This is a genomic window from Gynuella sp., from assembly GCF_050297175.1.
Taxonomy (GTDB): Bacteria; Pseudomonadota; Gammaproteobacteria; order Pseudomonadales; family Natronospirillaceae; genus Gynuella.
In genome coordinates this window covers 235,126-259,823 of record NZ_JBNKSF010000035.1, presented here as the reverse complement: position 1 = coordinate 259,823, position 24,698 = coordinate 235,126, and the positions used below count along the sequence as shown (strand labels likewise).

The 24,698-nt window shown below is 48.6% G+C and carries 23 protein-coding genes; 17 read left to right on the top strand and 6 right to left on the bottom strand.

What is annotated here, in order from left to right; all coding sequences use genetic code 11:
- Positions 1 to 11 precede the first annotated feature (11 nt).
- Both ACQY6I_RS14260 and ACQY6I_RS14255 read right to left on the bottom strand, forming a co-directional pair.
- The gene (locus ACQY6I_RS14260) at positions 12 to 992 is read right to left on the bottom strand and encodes an asparaginase (RefSeq protein ID WP_428242164.1); all 981 of its coding nucleotides are present in this window, start codon (positions 990 to 992) and stop codon (positions 12 to 14) included.
- A 63-nt stretch (positions 993 to 1,055) separates the two neighbouring features.
- A complete protein-coding gene (locus ACQY6I_RS14255) occupies positions 1,056 to 1,379 on the bottom strand; it encodes a hypothetical protein (protein ID WP_428242163.1) in 324 nt (107 codons plus the stop codon).
- An 83-nt stretch (positions 1,380 to 1,462) separates the two neighbouring features.
- On the opposite strand from ACQY6I_RS14255, the gene ACQY6I_RS14250 reads away from it, so the two are divergent.
- Complete coding sequence (locus ACQY6I_RS14250; RefSeq protein WP_428242162.1) at positions 1,463 to 2,824, top strand: DNA recombination protein RmuC; 1,362 nt, start codon at positions 1,463 to 1,465, stop codon at positions 2,822 to 2,824.
- Between the two features lie 29 nt (positions 2,825 to 2,853).
- Here ACQY6I_RS14250 and ACQY6I_RS14245 read toward each other — a convergent pair whose 3' ends face one another.
- Complete coding sequence (locus ACQY6I_RS14245; protein ID WP_428242161.1) at positions 2,854 to 3,030, bottom strand: hypothetical protein; 177 nt, start codon at positions 3,028 to 3,030, stop codon at positions 2,854 to 2,856.
- Between the two features lie 109 nt (positions 3,031 to 3,139).
- Here ACQY6I_RS14245 and ACQY6I_RS14240 point away from each other — a divergent pair, with 109 nt between their 5' ends.
- The 6 genes from ACQY6I_RS14240 to ACQY6I_RS14215 all read left to right on the top strand — a co-directional run bounded on the left by ACQY6I_RS14240 (position 3,140) and on the right by ACQY6I_RS14215 (position 11,122).
- Entirely contained in the window at positions 3,140 to 4,396 is a 1,257-nt protein-coding gene (locus ACQY6I_RS14240) for an imelysin family protein (protein ID WP_428242160.1), read from the top strand.
- A 35-nt stretch (positions 4,397 to 4,431) separates the two neighbouring features.
- Positions 4,432 to 5,850: a di-heme oxidoredictase family protein gene (locus ACQY6I_RS14235; RefSeq protein ID WP_428242159.1), complete on the top strand. Its 1,419-nt coding sequence runs from the start codon at positions 4,432 to 4,434 to the stop codon at positions 5,848 to 5,850.
- Positions 5,850 to 6,767, top strand: coding sequence for a hypothetical protein (locus ACQY6I_RS14230; RefSeq protein ID WP_428242158.1), 918 nt, complete (start codon positions 5,850 to 5,852; stop codon positions 6,765 to 6,767). Before ACQY6I_RS14235 ends, ACQY6I_RS14230 begins: the two co-directional genes overlap by 1 nt.
- On the top strand, positions 6,757 to 7,827 hold the full coding sequence (locus tag ACQY6I_RS14225) for a DUF1513 domain-containing protein (protein WP_428242157.1): 1,071 nt from the start codon (positions 6,757 to 6,759) through the stop codon (positions 7,825 to 7,827). The genes ACQY6I_RS14230 and ACQY6I_RS14225 overlap by 11 nt, the downstream gene beginning before the upstream one ends.
- 152 nt (positions 7,828 to 7,979) lie before the next feature.
- Positions 7,980 to 9,431, top strand: a complete 1,452-nt coding sequence (gnd, locus tag ACQY6I_RS14220; RefSeq protein ID WP_428242156.1) for a decarboxylating NADP(+)-dependent phosphogluconate dehydrogenase — start codon at positions 7,980 to 7,982, stop codon at positions 9,429 to 9,431.
- 473 nt (positions 9,432 to 9,904) lie between these two features.
- Positions 9,905 to 11,122 carry an ABC transporter substrate-binding protein gene (locus tag ACQY6I_RS14215; protein ID WP_428242155.1) on the top strand — a complete coding sequence of 406 codons (1,218 nt, stop codon included), beginning with the start codon at positions 9,905 to 9,907 and terminating at the stop codon, positions 11,120 to 11,122.
- Between the two features lie 43 nt (positions 11,123 to 11,165).
- Here ACQY6I_RS14215 and ACQY6I_RS14210 read toward each other — a convergent pair whose 3' ends face one another.
- The 3 genes from ACQY6I_RS14210 to ACQY6I_RS14200 all read right to left on the bottom strand — a co-directional run bounded on the left by ACQY6I_RS14210 (position 11,166) and on the right by ACQY6I_RS14200 (position 13,775).
- Entirely contained in the window at positions 11,166 to 11,552 is a 387-nt protein-coding gene (locus tag ACQY6I_RS14210) for a VOC family protein (protein ID WP_428242154.1), read from the bottom strand.
- 73 nt (positions 11,553 to 11,625) lie between these two features.
- Positions 11,626 to 11,907: an EscU/YscU/HrcU family type III secretion system export apparatus switch protein gene (locus tag ACQY6I_RS14205; protein WP_428242153.1), complete on the bottom strand. Its 282-nt coding sequence runs from the start codon at positions 11,905 to 11,907 to the stop codon at positions 11,626 to 11,628.
- On the bottom strand, positions 11,904 to 13,775 hold the full coding sequence (locus ACQY6I_RS14200; protein WP_428242152.1) for a hypothetical protein: 1,872 nt from the start codon (positions 13,773 to 13,775) through the stop codon (positions 11,904 to 11,906). The genes ACQY6I_RS14205 and ACQY6I_RS14200 overlap by 4 nt, the downstream gene beginning before the upstream one ends.
- Before the next feature lie 324 nt (positions 13,776 to 14,099).
- Between ACQY6I_RS14200 and ccmA the strand changes: the two genes are divergently transcribed.
- The 10 genes from ccmA to smc all read left to right on the top strand — a co-directional run bounded on the left by ccmA (position 14,100) and on the right by smc (position 24,694).
- Positions 14,100 to 14,678, top strand: coding sequence for a cytochrome c biogenesis heme-transporting ATPase CcmA (gene ccmA / locus ACQY6I_RS14195; RefSeq protein WP_428242151.1), 579 nt, complete (start codon positions 14,100 to 14,102; stop codon positions 14,676 to 14,678).
- A complete protein-coding gene (ccmB, locus tag ACQY6I_RS14190) occupies positions 14,675 to 15,346 on the top strand; it encodes a heme exporter protein CcmB (protein ID WP_428242150.1) in 672 nt (223 codons plus the stop codon). The genes ccmA and ccmB overlap by 4 nt, the downstream gene beginning before the upstream one ends.
- 18 nt (positions 15,347 to 15,364) lie before the next feature.
- Entirely contained in the window at positions 15,365 to 16,114 is a 750-nt protein-coding gene (locus tag ACQY6I_RS14185; protein ID WP_428242149.1) for a heme ABC transporter permease, read from the top strand.
- Positions 16,114 to 16,290: a heme exporter protein CcmD gene (ccmD, locus tag ACQY6I_RS14180; protein ID WP_428242148.1), complete on the top strand. Its 177-nt coding sequence runs from the start codon at positions 16,114 to 16,116 to the stop codon at positions 16,288 to 16,290. Before ACQY6I_RS14185 ends, ccmD begins: the two co-directional genes overlap by 1 nt.
- A complete protein-coding gene (gene ccmE, locus ACQY6I_RS14175; RefSeq protein WP_428242147.1) occupies positions 16,287 to 16,757 on the top strand; it encodes a cytochrome c maturation protein CcmE in 471 nt (156 codons plus the stop codon). The genes ccmD and ccmE overlap by 4 nt, the downstream gene beginning before the upstream one ends.
- Positions 16,754 to 18,736 (top strand): heme lyase CcmF/NrfE family subunit, encoded by a 1,983-nt coding sequence (locus ACQY6I_RS14170; RefSeq protein ID WP_428242146.1) that lies wholly within the window; start codon positions 16,754 to 16,756, stop codon positions 18,734 to 18,736. The genes ccmE and ACQY6I_RS14170 overlap by 4 nt, the downstream gene beginning before the upstream one ends.
- Positions 18,733 to 19,257, top strand: a complete 525-nt coding sequence (locus ACQY6I_RS14165) for a DsbE family thiol:disulfide interchange protein (RefSeq protein ID WP_428242145.1) — start codon at positions 18,733 to 18,735, stop codon at positions 19,255 to 19,257. The genes ACQY6I_RS14170 and ACQY6I_RS14165 overlap by 4 nt, the downstream gene beginning before the upstream one ends.
- Positions 19,244 to 19,699: a cytochrome c-type biogenesis protein gene (locus tag ACQY6I_RS14160; protein WP_428242144.1), complete on the top strand. Its 456-nt coding sequence runs from the start codon at positions 19,244 to 19,246 to the stop codon at positions 19,697 to 19,699. The genes ACQY6I_RS14165 and ACQY6I_RS14160 overlap by 14 nt, the downstream gene beginning before the upstream one ends.
- A gap of 2 nt (positions 19,700 to 19,701) precedes the next feature.
- Positions 19,702 to 20,943, top strand: a complete 1,242-nt coding sequence (gene ccmI, locus ACQY6I_RS14155; RefSeq protein ID WP_428242143.1) for a c-type cytochrome biogenesis protein CcmI — start codon at positions 19,702 to 19,704, stop codon at positions 20,941 to 20,943.
- Positions 20,944 to 21,193: 250 nt separating this feature from the next.
- Positions 21,194 to 24,694, top strand: coding sequence for a chromosome segregation protein SMC (smc, locus tag ACQY6I_RS14150; RefSeq protein WP_428242142.1), 3,501 nt, complete (start codon positions 21,194 to 21,196; stop codon positions 24,692 to 24,694).
- Positions 24,695 to 24,698 lie beyond the last annotated feature (4 nt).

Genomic DNA, 24,698 nt, shown 5'->3' with positions numbered 1-24,698 from the left:
GCCGGTCAGTCTCAGTTTGGATACTCCATGGCCCATGGAGTTTCAAACTGCTGCTTGATCGTTTCCAGTTCCTCGAAGTTGGAAAATAATATCGTCAGTTTGGTGATAATCGCTTCCAGGGTCATGGTTTGTGAGCCAATCGCTCCGCTGTCCAGTAATTGTGCACCGGCGCCATATCGGGCCATATTGACCAGAGGTCGAAAGCACTGACTACTGTTGATGATCAGCTTCCGTTTCTGCTGTGCCTGTTTTAAGAGTTCATAAAAATCAGGATTGTCAGGACCATTACCGCTGCCGTAGCTGCGTAATACGATGGCTTTGCTGTCACTTGCCACCATGTTTGCCAGAGTAGACAGGGGGGCTCCAGGGTAAAAATGCAGAATATCGATATGTGTTGCCTGAGCCTGAAATAATGAAATATCACCACTGCCGGTCTTGTTATAGTGGAAGCGCAGGTCCAGAGGGCCACTGACGGGCGCGGCAAAGGCATCATGGTCCATAGAGTCCATTTTGGTAATATGACTACCGGGAAACAGATGCCCTGCGAAATAAACGCAAACCTGCTGGTTTGCTGGAAACGTCAATGCATCGAAGGCGCCAAGAATATTGCCCGGGCCGTCGGATCCGGAATCGACAATAGAATACATTGCGCCGGTCATGACTACCGGCTTGTCGAGATTGCGCAACATGAAGCTGAGCGCTGATGAAGTATATGCCATCGTATCCGTGCCATGAACAATCATAAAGCCATCATAATCGTCATAGTGGGCAATAATCCGATCAGCGATGTCATTCCATATCTGCGGCTGTATTTGGGAAGAATCCAGTACAGGTTTGAATTCAATAAAGTCGAACTCAGGTAGTTTGTGAGAGCGGCAAAAATCCTGGCTGCGCAGATATTTTTCAAAAAAACCAGTGACCGGGACTAAGCCTTTGGCTGATGGCTTCATGCCGATGGTTCCGCCCGTGTACAGCATTAATGTTTTTTTCATGGATATGCCTGTTCAGGTCAGAATCGATACCGAAATAGGGGTATCGGAATTTAACGATGAACGCTAGTCGAAGATGGTTATGGCGCTGTGCAGTGCCGGGCTCAATGCTTTGTGAGTATTGGTTCGCCGACAAACTTCGCTCAGATTTTCTGCCAGATATCGCATCTGTGGTAGCGCATGTCGTATTGTCTCAGTCACCGGTTCATAACGGTAGTGGCCATCCTGAATGCTGACTTTGTGTAGCTCTATGGCTTCCTGAGTCAGCAACCAGATGACGTTGTGTATGGTATCCTTGTGATCAATACTGTTGGCTTCCCAATAAGCACGATCCAGCAATGGCAGTAGATCGTCTATTTCTTGGGTTGCCTGTAATATGGTGATGCTCATATTTTTCCTCCTATATAAATTTAATTTAGCAGAGCGAAAAAAAATCGCAGGTTTTTTTAGTTGATTTTGTTTGGGATACGTACGTGATTATTGAACAACTGGTAGTGTGGCAGGCAGTGGCTGGAATTGCTGTATTGTTGGTGTTACTGCTACTGGGATGGATCTTCATTACTGCTGCAAAGCGGCGGGCTCAACGGGATGAGCTGGAACAACTGCGTCATCACCATGTTGCTTCAAACCTCAAGGAACAACAGCAGTCTGCCCAGTTAGTCGGCCAGGAGCATGAGATCGTAAGATTGCGTGACAAACTGGATCTAAGTGATAAACGGGTACGTCAGTTACAGCAGCAACTGGCTGTTATTGAAACCCGCCGTAGCGAGGAGAGCCGACGGTATCGGGAACAGATGGAGTTGGTGCAGCGTGAAGAAGAGCGGTTGACGCAGTCGTTTCAAAACCTTGCCAACAAGATATTTGAAGAGAAACGACAAGCTTTCAAACAGGACAACAAAGACTCGCTTGAAGCGTTGCTGAATCCTTTGCGGAGTCAAATGCAGGATTTTCGCCAACGGGTGGAGGATGTTTATGAAAAAGATACTGATGACCGAAGGATGCTGCGACTCGAGCTGGGAAGTTTAAAAGACCTGAATCTGAAAATGTCTCAAGAGGCACAGGCGCTTACCCGTGCTTTGAAAGGAGATAACAAGATCCAGGGTAATTGGGGGGAGATGGTACTCGAAAAAATCCTCCAGGATAGTGGCTTACGCAAAGGTCATGAATATGATGTCCAGGTTGTGCTGAAGGATGAAGCCGGTAAACGCCAGATACCCGATGTCATTGTTCATCTGCCTGAAAATAAAGACATTATTATCGATTCGAAAGTCTCTCTGCTGGATTATGAGCGAACCCGCAATGCAGAGACTGATGAGTTGCGTGTTAAGCATTTGCGTGCCCATGTCGATTCTGTGAAGCGCCATATCCAGCTGTTGTCAGCGAAAAACTATGAGCGCCTCGAAGGTGTGCGTAGCCTGGATTTTGTACTGTTGTTTATTCCGGTTGAAGCGGCATTTATGCTGGCGGTGGAAACAGACTCCGCTATTTTTACATCTGCTTTTGAAAAAAACATAATTCTGGTTAGTCCGACAACCTTGCTGGCCACTTTGCGTACAGTGCAAAGCATCTGGCGCTATGAAAACCAAAACAGCAATGCTGAACGCATCGCCCAGGATGCTGGCCGTTTGTACGACCAATTTGCAATGGTGCTGGAATCGGTAAACGAAATTGGCCGGCATTTGAACAAAGCATCGGACTCGTATGAACAAACTGTCAAACGGCTTGAGAGCGGTCGTGGCAACCTGTTGGGACGAGTGGAAAAGCTCAAGGCCATGGGGGCCACGGCCAAAAAAAATCTGCCGGAAAATTTTGCTCGTGAGATTGATGACGTTTAGAGTTCAAGCGCAGCTAGCAGCAACTGATTTTAAAAATAAAAATGCAATAGCTCTATGCTGATCGCCATGATCACTGCGGTGGGCAAACCCCATTGAAAAAGCCGTCCTGCTTTTAACCCGAAATATTTGTTTTCCCGGTCTGATCCCAGAATGATCAGTAGCCAAACAAACATCACCATGATGGAAAACAGTGCCGTCAAAAACATGATGAAATCTCCGTATTACAAATACAAATAATTATTGATTGCATATTATAAGTATTTTGTTAACATTTTAAATGATAATGATTATCAATTAAGTAAACGGGGAGTAAGAATGATGTATCGTGTCAAGCTGGTTGCCGGAATCATGGCAGCTTTATGTGCTGGGGCGGCATCCGCTGTTAGCCTGGAAAGTAAGATCGTCAAGAATTATGCAGATATCGCTTATGCTACATATGCTGATGCGCTAGCCACTGCCCAAGATCTGCAGGCTGCGGTTGACGCACTGGTGAAAGCGCCTAGTGCTGAGACTATGGCTGCTGCTAAAGCCGCGTGGAAAGTTTCCCGAATTCCTTACCAACAATCTGAAGTATTTCGTTTCGGCAACCCGGTTGTGGATGACTGGGAAGGGGGGCTGAATGCCTGGCCATTAGATGAAGGATTGATCGATTATGTCGACCAAGGCACATACATCTACGAGTTGGGTAATCCGGGGGCGACCTTGAACATTATTGCCACGCCCAAACTGGAAATTGGTGGTGAAACGATTGATATGACAGAACTGACGCCAGAGCTGTTGTCTAGTCTCAATGAGTTTGCCGGGTCTGAAGCCAATGTGGCGACCGGTTATCATGCAATAGAGTTTTTGCTGTGGGGACAGGATCTTCATGGCTTAGAAGCTGGAGCAGGTGAACGTTCCTTCACTGATTACCTGACGGGTGCTGGTTGTACTCATGGCAACTGTGATCGTCGGGGCCAATATCTGCAAGCGGTCACTCAATTACTGGTCAATGATCTGGAGTGGATGACCGGCCAATGGCAGGCAGGTGTCGCTGATAATTATCGCGCTGAACTGCTGGCTGAACCTGAGCAACAGGTCATCCGCAAAATGCTATTTGGTATGGGCAGCCTGGCCCTGGGTGAATTGGCTGGAGAGCGCATGAAAGTGGCTTTGGAGGCAAATTCCACTGAAGACGAGCATGATTGCTTTAGCGACAACACCCATAACTCCCATTTCTACGATGCGCAGGGTATCCGCAATATTTACTATGGTACCTATGTTGCTACTGATGGCAAAAAAACCAAGGGTGCCAGCTTGCGCAAACTGCTACGGAAAACTGATAAGGCATTATCCAAACAGCTTGATGCCGATTTCAAGGCAACCTCTTCTGCTCTGACGGTAATGGTCAATTCAGCTGAACAGAACCACATTGCGTTTGATCAGATGATTGCTCCTGAAAATGAAGCTGGGCATGAGATTATTCGAAACGCTATTTTGGCCCTTGTCACCGAGACACAGGGGATCGAAAGTGCTGCGAAAGCTTTGGATATTACCAATTTGAATCCGGATACCGCGGATCATGAATTCTGATACTAATCTTAATAGAGGAGTCATGGCGTTGAGCCATGTTGAAAAAGGCTGGTGCTAAACCGGCCTTTTTCGTTGTTGTTATGAAAGAAAAAATATTCCCAACTTTTGTGTTTCTGCTTTTTGTTTATGGTGTTGCTAACGCGGCTCCGAGTGGCGGACAAACCACTGTCAGTGCATCCGGTCGCCAGGCTTTCTCCCTTCCTGCAGCCAATCTAACTCCTCTGCAGCGTCTGGATTTTAGTGTTGGCAACAGCTTTTTTCGTAATCCCTGGGTGATCGCGCCGTCTTCAACCACCGCGCGCGATGGCCTCGGGCCATTATTCAATACCAACGGTTGTCAGAACTGTCACATTAAAGACGGTCGAGGTCATCCGCGTGAAGCCGGTGAGCAAAATGCAGTATCTATGCTTGTACGGTTGAGTGTCGCTGGTACGACGGATCCAGAGCAACTGCAGCGGGAAGGGGTTATTCCTCATCCTGTCTATGGAGGACAGTTACAGGATATGGCCATTCCCAGCGTCCCGGCAGAAGCGGAGATCTTTATTGATTATCAGGATAAAGAAGTTCGTTTTGCCGATGGTAGGACTCTGCAGTTGCGAGAACCTCATCTTCGTTTGGAAAATTTTGGCTACGGCGCCCCTGGGCCCGACCTACTGACCTCTGTTCGCATTGCTCCACAAATGATTGGTCTGGGGCTCATACAGGCGATACCAGAGGCCGATATACTGGCCGAACAGCAGCGACAGGCAGAGCAGGGCATGGTATCTGGCAGACCTAATCAGGTCTGGGATATTGCCCGTCAACAGACCGTGATCGGGCGGTTTGGCTGGAAAGCCGGTCAACCTACCTTGATGCAGCAGAATTCGGCAGCATTTTCTGGTGATATGGGGCTGACCAGTTATCTGTTTCACCAGACCGACTGCACACCCGCGCAGCAGGCTTGTCTGGCTGCTCCCAACGGAGGAGATCAGGAAGTCAGTGATAATATCCTCTCTCACGTGGAATTTTACACTGCTCATTTGGGGGTTCCTGCGCGACGGAATACCCATGACCCCGTCGTACAGCAGGGCGAAAAGTTGTTTGCCGAAATGGGATGTGCGTGGTGTCATAAACCGCAACAACGAACGGCTTCTATTGCGGACCTATCGTTGGCTAATCAGGTTTTTTATCCTTACAGCGACTTGTTATTGCATGATATGGGAGAAGGTCTCGCTGATCATCGTCCTGAATTTGATGCGAGCGGTTCAGAATGGCGGACCCCGCCACTGTGGGGGTTGGGGCTGGTTGACGAAGTAGCCGGCGGAAAAGCGTTCTTCCTGCATGATGGTCGTGCCCGGTCCATTGAAGAAGCCATCTTATGGCATGGTGGCGAAGCCCAGGCCGCTCGCGACCGCTATCTGAGAGCTGATCGTGATAGTCGTCAGTCATTATTGAAATTTTTGGAATCACTCTAATGAAAGTTGCTGCTTTTTTATTTGCTTTGATCACGGTTCCTGCATTTGCTGCGACTCCGTGGGAAACCTATGAAACCCAAAAACTAGCGATGATCCATCAACAGCTTGAAACGTTTGAGCACGATGTGACGGCGTTGTGTACCGCAGTTGATGACGACAGTCAGTCTCTTGAGGAGCAGGGGGCGTCTTACCAACAAGCTCTGGACTCGTTGCAGAACCTACACGGGAACTGGCTCGGCTATCAGTTGCTGGCACCGTACCGGTTGGAGGCGTCGGGGTTGGCCTTTCGGTTCAGCTTCTGGCCCGACCGAAAGGATCTTACCCGACGCCAGGCCCAGGCTTTATTGGCCAGCAATACTATGGACTTCGGCAAGGCACCGGCACCAGCAGTCGCGTTGGGGGGCGCTGAGTATGTTTTGTCAGCCCAACAGGCTCCAGCTTCGCAGTCATGTCGTTACTTTACTGCCTGGATCATAAACTTTAGCGCTATGTTGCAGCAGGTCGAGTCAATCACCAATACTCCGGATCAAGCCACCCTGGCATTCCAATTCAACCAGTACACCTCGTTATTGGGCATGACTGAAAAACGTATCGATGCGGTTGCCGGGAGTAAAACCCAGTTGAACCTCTATGGTATGGAAGGATGGCGGACTGGTTCTCAGTTAATAATACTGGGGCATCTGTTTAATGCCATCCGGGAGATGGAAGAGGTTTTGAAACAGCAGACGGATGCTGCTTTATGGAATGATTTTGATGCTGTTATGGTGGTGTTGAGCACTGGTGAAGAACCGCAGATGCCACTGAAATCCTGGGTTATTCAAAAGACTATTGTAGAAAGCCTGGTGAAGCTGCTGGTGACGGAAATGGCCCCTGAGCTTGGAATTACCATAGGGTTCAGTAATTTAGATGGCGATTAATCGTAGAGACTTTATTAAGGTTACAGCGCTGGCCGGAATGAGCTGGCATACCCTGGCCACGAGTATGCCAAGTGGTCAGCAGAAAAAGGTTCTGGGAGTGATTAAAACAGGAGGCGGACAATGGTCTGCAATCTGTTTTGATTTGACTGCCGGCAGAGTCACCTACCAGATTCCACTGCCCGGCCGGGCTCACGGCTCAGCGTCAGTGGTGCATCAGGTTGCCGCAGTGGTGGCCCGTAGGCCGGGTACATTTGTGATCGTGTTTGAGCCCGATACTGGCAAAGTTATCCGTCGTATCACGGCACCGCAAGGTTATGTGTTTAATGGTCATGTGGTATTTACCGACAACGCCATGCACGTTTCCGGAGAAAAACTGGGGTCCAGTGATGGGGTGTTGTTTCATTATGAACGTGAAAGCTGGTCATTGCGGGATATGGTTCCTCTGGATGGATTGGGGCCACATGAAATCCTTCTTCATCGCCCTGATTATCTATTGGTTGGTATTGGGGGCCTGAGGACGGCTGGTAGAGAGATCTTGAATCAGGATATCATGCAGCCTTCATTGTTATGCGTGCATCCGGGGACAGGTGAAGAACACTGGCGTCTGGCACCGGCGGATCATCTATTGAGTACGCGGCATCTGACTTTGACGGATAGCGGGCATGCAGTGATTGCAATGCAGTATCAATCCGACATTCCGCAAACCCTTCCGCTACTGGCGATTACAGATCGTCCGGTCGACCAGCAGCCACAACAGCTGTTACCCTTTGAGGCCAGTGATCTCGATTGGATGAATTTCAAAAACTATATCGGGTCTGTTGTGAGCTGTGGACATCAGATTGTAGCCAGTTCTCCGCGTGGACATCGGGTTGGCGTATGGGATGTCGCCAGCCGGGCCTTTCTATATAGCGACTATATTCCGGATGTTTGTTCTCTGGTCTCTGATGGACAGCATTGGTGGGCCGGTAGCGGCATTGGCATGATCAAGGCGGATGATCAGTCAGCAAGTCTGCAGACTGGGTTGCGCTGGGACAACCATTGGAGTTTTATTCAATCCTGAAAGTTTGTTACAAAAAAATAAGCTCAAAAAGGATATTAAGGGATAGAAAATTCACTTTGAGCATCAAAAAGCGTTACTATTCTGTAATAAAACTACAATTTGTTTATCTGTTAATTGCCCGGCGCGATTAAAAAATTGAGGGGAAGGTAATTATGAAAGCATTATCGGATATCGGTCTGGTGGGTTTGGCAGTGATGGGCGAAAACCTGGTCCTGAATATGGAGAGCAAGGGGTTTACCGTCACAGCTTACAACCGTTCCGTAGAAAAAGTGGACAATTTTCTGGCTGGTCGTGCTAAGGGTAAAAATATCCGTGGTGCCCATTCCATTGAAGAGTTGGTAGCTTCTTTGTCCAAGCCTAGAAAAGTCATGCTAATGGTTAAAGCCGGTCAGCCGGTTGACGACTTCATCGAACAGTTGATTCCTCATCTTGAACCCGGTGACATTATCATTGATGGTGGCAATACTCATTTCCCGGATACCAATCGCCGAGTGGCTTATCTTGAAAGCAAAGGCTTGTTGTTTGTCGGCAGTGGTGTATCAGGCGGGGAAGAAGGTGCTCTGACGGGTCCTTCGATCATGCCAGGTGGATCGCCCGCCGCCTGGGAAGCGGTTCGGCCGATTTTTCAGGGTATTTCCGCCAAAGTAGAAGATGGTACTCCATGCTGTGATTGGGTGGGTGAGAATGGCGCCGGTCACTTTGTCAAAATGGTTCACAATGGCATTGAGTATGGCGATATGCAGCTCATTACGGAGGCTTATCAGATTATGAAAGTGCTGCTGGGCCTGAATGCCGATGAACTGCATGACGTTTTTGCTGCGTGGAACAAAACGGAGCTTGACAGTTACCTGATCGAAATCACCCGCGATATTTTTGCTTATAGAGAAGATGGCGAAGCGTTGGTGGAAAAAATACTTGATACTGCTGGACAAAAAGGTACGGGTAAGTGGACAGGGGTATCGGCACTGGAAATGGGTGTCCCGCTGACCTTGATTGGAGAAGCTGTTTTTGCCCGTTGCCTGTCAGCCCAGAAAGAAGAACGGGTTGAGGCTTCGAAGGTGTTATCTGGCCCTCAAACAGTGTTCGAAGGTGACAAGCAGGCGTTTATCGAGGACCTGAGACAGGCATTGTTTGCGGCCAAAATCGTCTCCTATGCTCAGGGATATGTATTGATGCGGGAAGCTGCCAAAGAATATGGCTGGAACCTTAACTACGGTGGTATCGCACTTATGTGGCGTGGTGGTTGTATCATTCGTTCCGTTTTTCTGGGCAATATCAAAGAGGCGTTTGACAATAACCCTGCGCTGAGCAACCTGTTACTGGACCCGTATTTTAAAGAAAAAATTACTCAGGCTCAGGCCGGATGGCGCAGAGTGATCGCCGCGGCTGTTACCAACGGTATCTCAGCACCTGCGATGACATCAGCGTTGAGCTATTTCGATGGTTACCGAGCTGAACGTCTTCCGGCAAATCTGCTACAAGCTCAGCGTGATTTCTTTGGGGCTCATACTTATGAGCGTATTGATCGTCCACGTGGAGAGTTTTTCCATACTAACTGGACTGGTCGTGGCGGAGATACCGCATCTTCAACCTATAACGTGTAATTCAATACAGGGAACTGACACGATGTGTCGGTTTCCTTTTTGTCGCATGTCTTACTAAAAAGCCGATTTTTTCAATCTTTCCTCTCAAATAGTACTCTCCTCAGTTTTTTAACCAGTCTAGCGGTCGTGAAAATTAGGTTCTATGGAAACTTTCTTACTTAAAAAATAAAATATGATGCTTACTAGATATTTACTAATTGTAAGAGAATAATAAAAGTGTAAATATTGCGGTTATGCTTTCATCAAAAAAATTTTCGTAGAGTTTGTGAGACTGTTGAGGTTTTGCTCAGTCGGACAAATTTGATGATTGTCTTTGGGTTTCCAATAAGAGGACCCCTGAATGACATGGCGAATCCGGAGTGGTAGCAGTTTTTAGTTGTTCAAGAAATAAACGAGAGAGTACGGAAGTTATCAATATGAATTGTCAATTAGCTCGTCAGGTTCGAATATTTTTTAAAATAGCGTGCATTTTCATGGCCTCAACTTTTGTCAAGGCCGGGGAAGTAGAGGTTTTACACTATTGGACATCCGGTGGTGAGGCTGCGGCGATCAATATCCTCAAGCAAATGGTCCAGGATTCCGGCCATACCTGGAAAGATTTTGTCGTCACCGGAGGGAGTGGTGTACAGGCGAGATCGGAACTTAATCATCGAGTGTTGCTGCGTAACCCGCCGGCAGCCACCGTTCTAAAAGGCGAGTCAATCAAGCGCTGGGCGAGATTTAATTACCTGGCTAATCTCGATGATATTTCCAAACGTGAAGACTGGGACTCCAAATTGCCCAAAGTCATCGCCGACGAAATGAAATTGAAAGGGCATTATGTCGCCACGCCTGTGAATGTGCACCGCAGTAATTGGATGTGGGTGAATAAATCGATTCTCGATGCAGTTGGTGCCAAAGTTCCAACTACATGGGCAGAGTTTGAGACGGTTGCAAAAAAAATTCAGAAGGCCGGGTATCCTGTGATTGCGGCTGGAAATGAGCCCTGGCAGGACGCAACGTTGTTTGAATCGGTTGCTCTGGCTGTAGGTGGTACGGAGTTTTATCTCGATGCATTTGTCAAGCATGACACCGGTGTTCTGCGCAGTAAAACTATGGAGAAAGTATTTGAGCAGATGGGACGTCTTGAGCCATTTTTGGCACCGAGCAAGGGGTCGGAGGCCTGGGACGCAGCCACCAAACAGGTTATCAATGGAGAAGCCGCTTTTCAGTTCATGGGTGACTGGGCCAAGGGTGAGTTCATTCTGGCCAACAAACAAGCTGGTCGTGACTATATCTGTGCGACGACACCGGGAACGGAAGGCAGCTTTATTTACGTGGTTGACAGTTTCGCCATGTTCAAACTGGAAGGTGAAAGCAAAATTGAAGCCCAGCTGGCATTAGCATCAGATGTCATGAGCGAGCGCTTTCAAATAGCGTTCAATAAAGCCAAGGGTTCTATTCCTGCACGCACGGACTTGTCTTTGGCGGGTTTTGATCAGTGTGCCCAAAAAAGCAAAAAAGACTTTATGGCTGCCTCTGAAAATGGCAAGTTGCTGCCCAGTATTGCCCATGGAATGGCGACCACTGAACAGGTGTTGGATCAGTTTTCACCCAGTGTGTCAAAAAGCTGGAGAAATGGTACTGCAGCAAGTCAGGCGGCGGCTGATCTGTCAAAAGCCATTCGCTATGGTGTGTACTATCTGCAATGATTTTGTCTGAGTTCACTCCACCCTGACCAGGTGGAGTGACAGATTATTCTTGCCAATGATTCGCAGTATCGTCGAATGTGTTTCCCGGTTCGGCCTGTACCACACAAAAACGATGGCCTGTCGGTGCTTCCATGATGACCCAGGTTTTAATCCTTTCTATTTCTTTGGCCCCTAACCGTTGTAGTCGGCTTACTTCCGCTTCAATATCATCGGTTTCTATATCCAGGTGAATACGGCTGGGGTGAGTAACGGTCTGTACCTCAATATTCAGCTGAGTCTCCGGCGATTGAAGTTTGATGTACTTTTCTCCCGCCTCCCCAGGAAATGTTTCCGTTATCATGCCTAGTGCTGCGCCCCAGAATTCTGCAGAACCCTTCAGGTCAGGTGTCTGGCAATCAATGATAAAACCGGCCAGTTTGCTTTTGTGCATGTGTTCTCCTGTTATCTGATTGAGTTTTGATGGGCTGCTCTGTAAGCATCTCCCAGTAAAAAACTGTCTCACATTAGTCTGAGTTGAACCCTTCCGGTACCCGTCCTCTGAGCCAGTAAGACATGGCGATAATTTCAGCAATTACTTCAAATAGCTGATCGGGAATGGCCTGGCCAATATCCAGGCTCGTTAACATAGCCAGTAATTCTTTATTTTCCAGCACGGGTACCTCATATTCCCTGGCCAGTCTAAGAATCTCCTCCGCGAGTTCTCCCTGACCGGTAGCCACAACCGTTGGAGTATCTTTGCCATTGTAGTGCAGCGCCAGCGCTGATTGAGGGTCCGGTTGGTTCATACTTTAAAGTCCACCATTGATTGGCTGTGTTGTTGTTGGGATATGTGTTCTCTGGCAGGTAATCCCCGCTTGGATTCAAACCGCTCCACGTCGATGCCTTTGCTTTGCAGGGCTGACTGCAAGATGTCCTGGTACTGATTAAAGAGGTTCAGCGACAGTGGGTCCTCACTCCAGAACACTAGGCCCAGCTGCTGGATTTGATGTTCATTTTTCAGCGAAAAAAATAACTCCACACAATGCGGTGGCAGTGGTTTGAACTCCATATGCAGGCGCAGGTGCCATTTACGCTGTTGTCGGCTGTTGGTTTGCTCGGATGTCTCATCGCTGTTATCCAAAGGGTGCCATATTTCGGCGAAAGCATGAGTCATGACACCCGGCAGATTGACAGGGATTTCGAACTGCTGGAAATGTGCCCGATGGTATTCCGGTTCAAATTGAAACTGCAGGTTATTCATTTGCTGAGACTGAATTTTTGCCAGTGCTGATCGGCTTTCATTCAAAACCGCTTCCAATGCCTGAGTATTACCCTGTGAGCCCGGTCTTAATGCGCCGTGAGCCTGTTTTTTGAGACTTTCCGGCGTATACAGGCCGGTACTGCTGAGTATTCGTTGTGCTTCTGTTTTGAGCCGGTTGGCAATGCTGTCCGGTCTTTGTCTCAGTTCCTGGTTGAGACTGCGTTCAAGTTCCATGAGCAGAAGCGATAACGGCAGGGTTTCCGTTTTCCTGGCAATTCGTTCGACCAGTTGTGGTATCTCCGATGTTGCCGTTGTTTTGGGGGCAAAATCAGTTGAGACAGGGTGAACACCGGCATCTGTCGTTGTGCTGTTTGTGGAGACCTTGGCCAGCAGTTCGATGAAGCGCTGACGGATTGTCGCAGCCTGCTCCGGACCTTGTGGTGATGACCCCGTAGCAGCTGTTGCTGGCTGTGATGTTGCCGGGTCGGTGTTTTCCTGTTTTTTAATGTATGGCTGCAGTTGAGTAAACAGCGACTGCAGCCTGGCTGGCCAATCCGTAGTAATGGATGAAGCAGGGCCAGTACCTGGCGACGTTAATGTTGGCGTTGTTTGTTGATGTTGAGAAGACAGAGTCGCCGGTTGTGAGGAGGAAGAGGTCGACTCACCAGCCAGGATCCGGACCAATGATTGCCACTGATTGTTTGACTTGATTGGCAGAGTCAGCTCCTGAACCTGCCGCATGATTTCTGCCGTTCGGGCGAAAGTTTGCTGCTGACTGTGCTCGTTATTAAGATTGTTGGGTATTGAGGAGGCTGTCTGCGTCTGAGAAGGTTCGATAATTGGCATCGCCGGTTTTTGAATCTGACCGACCCATTGTCTGAGTGTTTCAGCGTTGGAGTCGCCCATCTGAGCATGATGTACCAATACTGCAATCAATGCGTTTTGAATGCGGGTCGGAATCGACTCGAATGCCGTATTCTGCAATTGATTCAGAATACGGGTGCTGAGCCCCTCTATAAACTTCGATTTTGGCAGACTTTCATTATTGAACTGTTGAGCCGCAAGTATCAGTTGTTTCAGTCTTAACGGTTCCAGGTTCATGTCTGCCGTTTTGAACGAGTGCTGGCTCTCTTGCTCGAGCAGTAGCACGGTTCCCTGTTCCAGTGCGCTGTGGTATTTGACGAATAACGTACCCTGAGGAGTCTTCAGCTCCAGCAGAAACTGCTCTCCGTTACCTTTTTGCAGGTCGACAAACGGTTCGCTGCGCATGACAATGGCTTCAATCAGTTTGTTACCAGGAGCTGACTGAGGCTGAGCGCGAGCTGTTGCCGGCGGATGTTCCGTCTGGCTGGAAATGGCGCCCGTCTGTTTGCTGGGTGACAAGCGGATAGATTCTTTACTGATATTAGCCATGAAATTCAGGTCGATGCATCCAGTCAGGGTTGTAGTTATACTCCTTCACCTTATCGGCTGGAAAGTGGGTTTCTGGAGCTCGGGTTGGATCACTCTTGTCAATTTTCTGACAGAGTTAACACTCAGGGTTTGATACAGTCCCCGGTCTTTGCCTATAGCATACTTATAAATAATTGATTTTTCTGGGATTATCGAACCCTGATAATAAAGTACTCCCCATGGGGTAGTTCGATTGATCTGAGTCCGGTTCAGCATAGGTTATTGCTTTTGCAGCGTGTCATTCTAAAAACATCCCCTTTATATTGTGAAAGGGATGATCGTTTATTGTTCAAAAATCTTGTTGTGACATTGACCAGTCATCAGGTCATGCAGGTTAAGGGTGCAAATGGTTCTGGCAAGACAACCTTATTACGTAAGCTTGTAGGGTTGAGTGATGTGGTCGAAGGCGACGTCGAATGGTATGAGCCTGTCGGCAGCAAACAGGAACTGGATGCCGGGAAGTTTTTGTATCTGGGCCATCGTCCTGGTGTGACCAATGTGTCGACTGCGTTGGAAAACCTGCGCTTCAGTGTTTCCCTTAAGGCTCATTTAAGTTTGCCTGAGGCACGGTACCTGGCAGCGTTGGATAAAGTCGGACTAAAAGGTTTTGAAGATGTTCCGGCTCATAGCCTGTCCGCCGGGCAACAACGGCGAATTGCCCTGGCACGTTTGTATCTGCTTGATGAAGCGGTGCCACTCTGGGTATTGGATGAGCCATTTACGGCGCTGGATCTCGATGGTGTGGCCAAACTGGAACAACATATTGCGAGTCACAGCGAACGTGGTGGATCAGTGATTTTGACGACCCACCACCGGCTGGACATGGAACATCTAAGTGTATTGGATCTGGAGCAGTACCGGTGAGCGCATTCTGGGCAATGTTACAACGTGAGTTGGTGGTTGCTTACCGGCGACGTACTGATTTACTTAATCCACTGCTGTTTTTCCTGATGGTTATTACGCTATTTCCCATGGGTGTGACACCAGATATGGAGAAGCTGGGTGAGTTATCAGCTGGCATTCTCTGGGTTGCTGCGTTGTTGGCAACCCTGTTATCGCTGGACATGATGTTTAGGGCTGACTTCGACGATGGCACGTTGGAGCAGATTTTGTTGTCAAACGGTGTGGTTGAATGGCGAGTGCTGGCCAAGATGTTAACTCACTGGCTGGTGACGGGGTTACCCCTGACACTGATCAGTCCAGCTTTATCGTTGATGCTGGCGTTGCCCGGCAGAGCCGTACCCGCGCTAATGTTGTCGTTGGGGGTGGGGACGCTGGCACTCAGTCTGATTGGTTCAGTGGGAGCTGCATTGACCGTCGGACTGCGAAAGGGCGGTCTGCTGTTATCGCTGCTGGTAATGCCGTTGTTTATTCCGGTACTGATATTCGGAGCCAGTGCGGTAGCTTCTGCGGCGCTTGGGCTGGGTTTCAAAATACAGTTGTTATACATTTGCGCGATTTCTCTGGTGGCTTTGGCCCTGGCTCCGTGGATTACTACGGTAGCATTGAGAATCAGTGTTAATCAGTCTTAAAAGAGGTTGAGATAGATTATGTGGACCTGGTTTCACAAGTGGGGTTCCCCGAAATGGTTTTACCAGATGAGTTGGCGCTGGAGTATGGTGCTTGGCATTCTGGCATTGATATTGTTAACCATTGGTACCGTCTGGGGGTTGGTTTATGCTCCGGTTGATTATCAACAGGGTAATAGTTATCGGATTATTTATATTCATGTTCCCACTGCTATTCTGGCGCAGTCCTGTTACATCATGATGGCTGTACTAGGGGCCATCAGTCTGGTCTGGCGTATGAAAATGGCAGATATGGTGCTGAAGTCAGCTGTGCCATTTGGCACGGTGATCTGCATTCTGTCGCTGATTACCGGAGCTGTCTGGGGCAAGCCGACCTGGGGAACCTGGTGGGTGTGGGATGCCCGATTGACTTCCATGCTGATTCAGTTGTTTTTATATCTGGGAGTGCTGGCAATCTATAACGTCATGGAGAGTCAGCAGAGCGCAGATAAGTCGGCGGCCGTTTTGTCATTGGTCGGCGTCATCAATATTCCCATCATTAAATATTCTGTTAACTGGTGGAATACACTGCATCAACCCGCCACGTTTAAATTAACTGAAAAGCCAGCCATGCCCGCAGAAATGTGGATACCATTACTGGTAATGGTGTTAGGTACGTATTGCTTTTTCGGGAGCCAGGTTTTGATCAGAACCCGGCAAGAGATTCTGCAGCGGGAACGTAAAACCAATTGGGTTCGTGAAGAAGTCAAACGGTTGGGAGGAGTGAGTTAGTGGGGCAGTTTGAATCTTTTTCTGCATTCCTGCAGATGGGCCATCATGCCAAATATGTATGGCTAAGTTATGGCAGTTTTGCCATTGGTGTGGTCTATCTGATCATGGCGCCTAAAATCAGGCAGCGCCAGTTTGTTAAACAGCAATTACAAAAATATCGACGGGAGGAATCATGAATCCAAAACGTCGCCAGCGACTGGTGTTGATTTTAAGTGGCGTACTGCTCGCAGGAACTGCCGCTGCTGTCATTCTCTATGCCAACAGTCAGAGTATCAGTTGGTACAAGCATCCGAGCGAAATTGCTGCAGGTGATTATCTGGTGGATCAGAAAGTACGAATCGGTGGGCTTGTGAAAGCCGGCTCGTTCCGACAGTTGGATCAGGACACTCTGAAAACAGAGTTTCTGGTGACCGACTGCATGAGTGATGTAAAAGTCAGTTATAACAAAATATTGCCCGATTTATTTCGTGAAGGTCAGAGTGTAGTGGTTGAAGGTAAGGTTATCGATGGCGTGGTGAAGGCAAGTCAGGTATTGGCCAAGCACGACGAAAAATATATGCCACCGGAAGCCAAGGCTGCCCTGGATGCAGCGCAACAGGGTGGTGCCACATGTGATGCAAGTTATGCAGAGGCGACACAATGATTCCTGAGTTTGGCTTATTTTGTTTGATTCTGGCACTGGGGCTGTCTTTTCTGCTCGCCACAATACCCGCCTGGGGTTATTTTAAAAATAATGTATGGATGATGATGTCCTCCAGGATGCTTGCGACGGGCGTATTTGTCATGCTGGCGTTTGCTTTTGGTTTGTTGGCTTATGCCATGGCAACGGATGATTTTTCGGTCTCCTATGTCGCCAGTAACTCCAATTCAGCATTACCGATTTATTATAAAATCAGTGCTATTTGGGGTGGTCACGAAGGTTCTATGTTGCTTTGGGTGCTGATTTTGTCTGGTTGGACATTAGCGGTATCTGTTTTCAGTCGTTCACTTCCTACCGATCTATTGGCCCTGGTAATGAGTATGCTAGGTATCATTACTCTGGGATTCCTGATTTTTGTGGTTTTAACATCCAGTCCGTTTGATCGGGTATTGCCAATGCCTCCGGCGGATGGCCGGGATCTGAATCCGCTGCTTCAAGATATTGGTCTGATTTTACACCCACCGATGCTCTATATGGGATATGTCGGTTTCTCTGTGGCTTTCGTGTTTGCTATCGCAGCACTGATTTCCGGCCAACTTGATGCTGCCTGGGCCAAGTGGGCGCGGCCTTGGACTAATGTGGCCTGGATCTTCCTGACGCTGGGTATTGCGCTTGGCAGCTGGTGGGCTTACTACGAACTTGGCTGGGGAGGCTGGTGGTTTTGGGATCCCGTTGAGAATGCTTCTTTTATGCCCTGGTTGGTCGGAACAGCGTTAATACACAGTCTTGCTGTGACAGAAAAACGCGGGGCCTTTAAGTCCTGGACGGTGCTGCTGGCTATTTTCGCTTTTTCCTTTTCATTGCTCGGCACGTTTCTGGTGCGCTCCGGTGTTCTGACATCTGTACACGCTTTCGCATCTGATCCCAAGCGGGGGTATTTCATTCTGGCTTTGTTGGCCATCGCGATTGGTGGTTCGCTGTTGTTGTTTGCGTTGCGGGCACCTTCTCTGCGCAGTTTCACCTATTTCAAAATGATGTCACGGGAATCATTCCTGTTTTTTAATAACATCTTGCTGGCGGTGGCTGCATTCGGAGTCATGTTGGGGACTCTGCTGCCATTGATTTTCGATGTTTTTAAGTTGGGTAAGATCTCGGTTGGACCACCCATATTCAATACGGTGTTCAATACCCTGATGATTGTACTTCTGGCATTGCTTGGTGTCGGGCAGTTATTGAAATGGAAAAGCGATAATCTTGCCCATACTCTGAAATTTCAGTTGATCAGTGCTCCGGTCTCAGTGGTGCTGGCTGTTCTCGCTGTTTATATCTACAGCGGTGGTATTGTTTGGTCAGTTGTTCTGGGGTTGTCTCTGGTTTTTTGGATCGTTTTGAGCGCCATGATCAGTGTGCGCCACAATATTCGTCATGCTTCATCTTTTGCCGCCGGGTTGAAAAAAATGAATCTGGGTTACTACGGTATGCTGATTGCGCATCTTGGTGTAGTGGTGACGGTGGTTGGCGTGGTTATGGTGGCAAACTTTCAGGTCGAACATGATGTACGGATGTCCATTGGGCAGGAAAAAAGCTTTTCCGGTTATGACTTCAAGTTCAATGGTACAGAAAAGGTACGAGGCCCTAACTATCTCGCTGAAAGAGGATCTATTGATGTTTCCAGGAATGGGCATTTGATCGTCGTATTACATCCAGAAAAACGCCAGTATCTGGCAGCCGGAAGCATCATGACCGAAGCCGATATTCAACCGGGCCTGACTCGTGACTTGTATGTTGCACTGGGTGAGCAGTTGAATGACAGCGGTGATTGGGCTCTTCGTATTCATGTTAAACCGTTCGTGCGCTGGATTTGGTTTGGAGCATTGTTTATGGCATTTGGAGGTCTTTTGGGAATGCTGGACAAGCGTTATCGTAAAACTGCCCTAAAGGAAACCGATAATGTTTCAGCCAAGCAAGAGGCAATCGCATGAATCGGTGGTTGTTCTTTATCCCTGTTGTATTTGCCATCATTCTGGGGGTGGTCTTTGTCCCGGCACTTAAGCTCGAGAACAAAGAGGATATTCCCACCCCATTGAAAGGTAAGCCACTGCCGGTATTTTCGTTACCAACAGTTAAGGATCCACAAAAGATACTCAGCAATACCACGATGGTTGGTAAGCCCTTTTTGCTGAATGTCTGGGCAACCTGGTGTATTACCTGCAAGGTTGAACATCCTATGTTGAACAAGCTCTCCAAGCAGGGAGTTAGAATTATCGGCATGGATTACAAAGACAGTCGGGAATCTGCACTCAAATGGTTTGAGACCTATGGCAATCCCTATGAAGTCAATATTTATGATGAAGACGGCACCCTGGGATTTGACCTTGGTGTAACCGGAGCACCAGAAACGTTCTTTATCCGCAGTGATGGCACGATTGCCTATCGTCACGTGGGTGAGATCAACGACGTTGTCTGGAATGACAAGCTGAAGGCAATCTATGAAACGCTTTAGTATTTTACTGTTTTTACTTCTGGGCAGTGGTTTCGTATTTGGTGCTGTGTCTGATTATAAATACGACTGGAACAACCCGACACTAGAGCTTCGCTATGAGAAGCTGACCAAGGAGCTGCGCTGTCCCAAATGTCAGAATCAGAATGTCGCCGATTCCGATGCACCGATCTCTCAGGATATTCGTGACAAAGTGTACGAACTGTTGAATGACGGCAAGACCGATAAAGAAATCGTAGATTTTATGGTTGCCCGCTACAGTGAGTTTGTAACTTATCGCACCCGTCTTTCCTGGACAACCATATGGCTGTACCTGGGGCCGGCGTTATTGTTGGCACTTGGTTTAGCTGTTCTGATCGTGCGTACCCGTAAACCCACCAAACAACTCGAATTGACCGAAGAACAGCTCCGTAAAGCTGATGAGCTGTTGAACCGCAAGGAATAATCATGTTCTGGATTACTGCTGGCCTGCTGACGTTAGTGGCGCTTGGTTTTTTGTTTTATCCGTTTGTCAGAAGTCTGCCCAAGACCCGTCAAATTGATCGTCAGGCGGAAAATTTACGTGCTCATAAATTACAGCTTAGTGAACTTAAGCAGGCGCATGCTGCTGGTGAATTCACTGATGAAGATTACCAACAGCTTGAAAATGAGTTGAAGCTCCGTCTGGTAGAGGACACTGAAAAACTCGAAGCCCGTTCCCGTGAAGATCTTTCGCGCCCCAGATGGCTTGTGCCGTTGGCTGGTGTTGTTTTGGTCGTGTTCGCCTTTTCTGTCTATTACCAGCTAGGTGGCTGGCGGGATGTCAGACTTCGTGAAGCCATGCTGGCAGCGGGTCAGAGTCCGGAGCAGCAACAGGTGTTTTTTAATCAGATGGAAGAGCGCGTTGAACGACACCCCGATAACATTGAAGATTTGTTTTTTCTTGGTAAAACCTATTTCGGGGTTGGGCGGACTCAGGATGCAGAACGAATTTTCGAAAAAGCCTTAATAGTTGCGGAAAAAAACCGTTCTCTTAATCCAACTGATCATTCCTGGTTGATTTCCAATCTGATCCAGGCGAGATTTAGCAATAATGATCGAGTGCTCAGTCATACCGATAAGCAGATGCTGAAGACGGCACTGGAATTGGCACCGACTAACACAATGGCGTTAGGGTTATTGGGCGTTGATGCTTTTGCTTCTGGTGACTTTGCGCAGGCATTGATCAATTGGCGAAAAATGCTCAAGGTCATGCCAGCGAATGAAGCAGAGGCTGTTCAGTCCGCAATTACTATGGCGGAAAATAATCTCAAAGCTGCCGGAAAGCCAATACCTAAAGACGAATCAGCTGTTGAACCTACCATTGTGTTAGCGGTTACGATCGACCTTTCGGATGAGCTTAAACAGCAGCTTGATGGTGCTCGTTCGTTGTTTGTTGCTGCACGTCAGGTCAATGGGCCACCGATGCCTGTAGCGGTTCAACGTCTGTCTGTACCGTCTTCTTTCCCAGTTACAATCCAGTTGGACGATACCACCACGATGGCGGCGATGACAGGTTTGCAGGATGGAATGAATATTGAAATAGTTGCCAGGCTATCTAAGGGTGGTGTGGCGACTGCCCAGGCTGGCGATCTCGAAGGTCTGTCGCAGCCGTTGACCGTTAAGGTTGGCGAGCAGGCCACCACGGTTTTAATAGATAAGGTGCATTGATCACATCACTGGGTAACCAGCATGTAAAGAGCCTCTTTCGTCATTTCCGTAGAGGCTCTAAGTACTTGTCAGTGTTGGAAAATCCTATCATTTGCGGCTGAATTAAGCTGTTTCTTAGTGTTGATAACTTCGATACAATCCGGCGATTATTTCTTGCTTGATAACGTCCGGCCACGCAGTCCGTTTGGAATTGGAAGGCGGGCCAGGTGAATCAGGGAAGGGTCAAAAAGTTTCGGAGAATTTGGACTCAATGCGTCTTAAATGTATCAAGCTGGCTGGTTTTAAGTCTTTTGTCGATCCAACCACGATTCCATTTCCAACCAATATGACTGCAATTGTCGGTCCGAATGGTTGTGGCAAGTCCAATACCATCGATGCCGTTCGCTGGGTGATGGGGGAGTCTTCCGCCAAGCACCTGCGTGGCGAATCTATGACCGATGTGATTTTCAACGGCTCCAATAATCGTAAACCGGTCGGTCAGTGTTCGGTGGAATTGGTGTTTGATAATCACGATGGCAAAGCGCCCGGTGAATATGCCAAATATGCCGAGATCTCAGTACGCCGCAAAGTCACCCGGGACGGTCAGTCCAACTATTTTCTCAACGGTACCAAGTGCCGGCGCAAAGATATCACCGACCTGTTTTTGGGAACCGGCCTTGGGGCTCGTAGTTATGCGATTATCGAGCAGGGGATGATATCCCGTTTGATTGAGGCCAAGCCGGAAGAACTGCGGGTATATATCGAAGAAGCTGCAGGTATTTCCAAATATAAAGAGCGCCGTAAAGAGACTGAGTCGCGTATGCGCCGGACTCAGGAAAACCTGGAACGGCTAACAGATATCCGTGATGAGTTGGAACGTCAGCTGCAGCACCTGCATCGCCAGGCCCAGGCGGCGGAAAAATATACCGAGCTGAAAAAAGAAGAGCGGGAGAGAAAGGCACAGTTGAGTGCAATTCGCTGGCAGCGGCTTGATGAAGATGCCGGGCAGCGGGAAATGCGCATTAACGAACTGGAAACCGAATACGAAAAATATATTGCCGAACAGCGCAGCATCGATGCTCAGGTTGAAGAGTTACGTGACAGTCATAATGACCGCACAGAAGTTTTCAATCAGGTACAGAGTCAGTATTACCAGCTTGGAACTGAGATCGCCCGGTTCGAACAGAGCATGCAGCATCAGAAAGAAAAAGCTGCCCAGTTGCAGACTGATCTCATTGAACTTGATCGCAGTTTGCAGGAAACCTCACGCGAAAAAGAAGAAGATCAGTACCGGCTTGAGGAAATCGAAGAGCAGTTGATGATTGCTGAGCCAGAACTCGAAATGGCCCGTGCTGCTGAAGAAGAGGCTCAGGAAGCTCTGGTTCGCCACGAACAGAACATGCAGCAATGGCAGCACAAATGGGAGCTGTTCAATCAGGACTCGGCGGGTCCCAAGCAAACCGCAGAAGTGGCTCAGTCCCGTATTCAACATCTCGAGCAGGTCATTGATCGGATAAACCGGCGCCTGAGCTCTTTGTATCAGGAACGTGATGGTCTGCTGGCAGATCCGGAAGCAGAAGCAATCGAAGAGTTATTGATGCAGACCGAAGAAGCTGAGCAGAGCATGGAAACTCAGCAACATCGTTTTGATGACTTATCTGAACAACTCGAAAGCTCTCGTACCCAGCTGGAAGATAAACGTTCCCGACTTAACGATGCTCAACGTCGTCAGACCCAGATCAAGGGCCGTCAGGCAACGCTGGAAGCTTTGCAGCAGGCCGCAATGGGCGAGGCGGGTGGTGGTGTACAAAGCTGGCTGGAAAGCCATCAACTGCAGCACCGGGAGCGTCTGGCCCAGCAGGTACATGTTCGAAACGGTTGGGACAAAGCCGTGGAAACGGTTCTGGGTGCCTATCTGCAGGCCGTCTGTGTAGACGACACAGAGGCTTTGACCCATGGTTTGGCCCGTTTTGAACAGGGTATGCTTAATCTGATCGACCAGACAGCCTCTGCAGCGTCATCACAACCCGGTTATCTAAGTGCCGAAGTGGATAGCCGCTACGATCTCTCTGACCTGTTAGACAGAATTCGTATCGCAGAAGACTTGCCAGCCGCTATGGCCATGCGCAGCAGTCTTCAGGCTGGAGAATCAGTCGTCACTCGTGACGGTATCTGGCTGGGACGCAACTGGCTGCGTATCAGTAAAGATAGTAACGATGCTGATGGCATACTAAGTCGTCAGACCGAACTTGAAGAAATTGAGATCCAGCTGGATGAACTCGATGCGGCTGTTGAAGAACTCGACGTGGATGTCGAGGTTGTGGAAATGCGGGTTCGCTCACTAAATGAGGAGCGTGAGCAGGCTCAACGGGAGTTGGGTCAGCTGGCCCGTCAGTATGCCGATTTTAAATCCCGCTTGAGTGGCAAGCAGGCCCAGGCTGAACAGATGAGAAACCGTCGCCAGCAATTGCTGGCGGAAATCAGCGAGCAGGAAACCCACCTCGCGGAAGAGCGGGAAAATATGGCCATGTCCAGAGAAGAATTACAGACGGCTCTGGATGCCATGGAAGAAGGCACAGAAGAACGGGAAAACCTGATGCAGGAGCGAGAGCAACTGCGCCAGGCTGTTGATGAAGCCCGAGATGCGAGTCGTTCACAAAAAGATAAAGTGCATTCTCTGGCGTTGCAGTATCAGGCCAGTCAGGCCAAGGCTGACGCGATAAAGACTGCACTTGAACGCCTGGATCAACAATTGGCACGTTTGCAGGAAAAACGCGAAATGCTGTTGATGCAGAAAGAAGAGCAGCTGGAGCCTGATAACGATCTGCAGATCGAACTGGAAACCAAACTGGAACAGCGATTGGAGTTGGAACAGAAAGTTGCTGATGCCCGTGCCGAGATGGAAGCGATCGATAGCAAAATGCGTGAGCTGGACAGTCAGCGCCATCGCTCGGAGGGCAAAGCCGTGGAAGTGCGCGGCAAACTGGAACAGGCTCGGATGGAATCACAAACTGTCATTACCCGCAGAACCACATTGCAGGAACAATTGCAGGAAGCCAGTTTTGATCTGGAAACCGTGCTGGCCAATCTGCCTGAGGATGCCAGTGAAGAGGAATGGGAACAGGAACTGGAACAGATCAACCAGAAAATCCAGCGACTGGGTGCCATCAACCTTGCAGCTATAGACGAATATAAAATCCAGAGTGAACGTAAAACCTATCTGGATGCCCAAAATGATGATTTGCAGAAAGCACTCGAAACGCTGGAAAATGCCATCGTCAAAATTGACCGTGAAACCCGAAATCGTTTTAAAGAAACGTTTGATCGGGTCAACGGTGGATTACAGGATCTGTTTCCGAAAGTGTTTGGTGGTGGTCACGCCTATCTGGAATTGACTGGAGAGGATTTACTGGATACCGGAGTAGCCATCATGGCCCGACCTCCAGGTAAGAAAAACAGTACCATTCATTTGTTGTCCGGTGGTGAAAAAGCACTGACGGCAATCGCTCTGGTGTTTTCCATCTTTAAACTAAATCCGGCACCCTTCTGTATGCTGGATGAAGTGGATGCACCATTGGATGATGCTAACGTCGGGCGTTATGCCCGATTGGTGGATGCGATGTCTGAGCACGTGCAATTTATCTACATCACTCACAACAAGATTGCCATGGAAATGGCCAAAGACCTGATGGGTGTCACGATGAATGAGCCTGGAGTATCAAGGCTGGTATCTGTTAACGTAGAAGAAGCGGCAGAGCTGGCCGCAATATAATCGA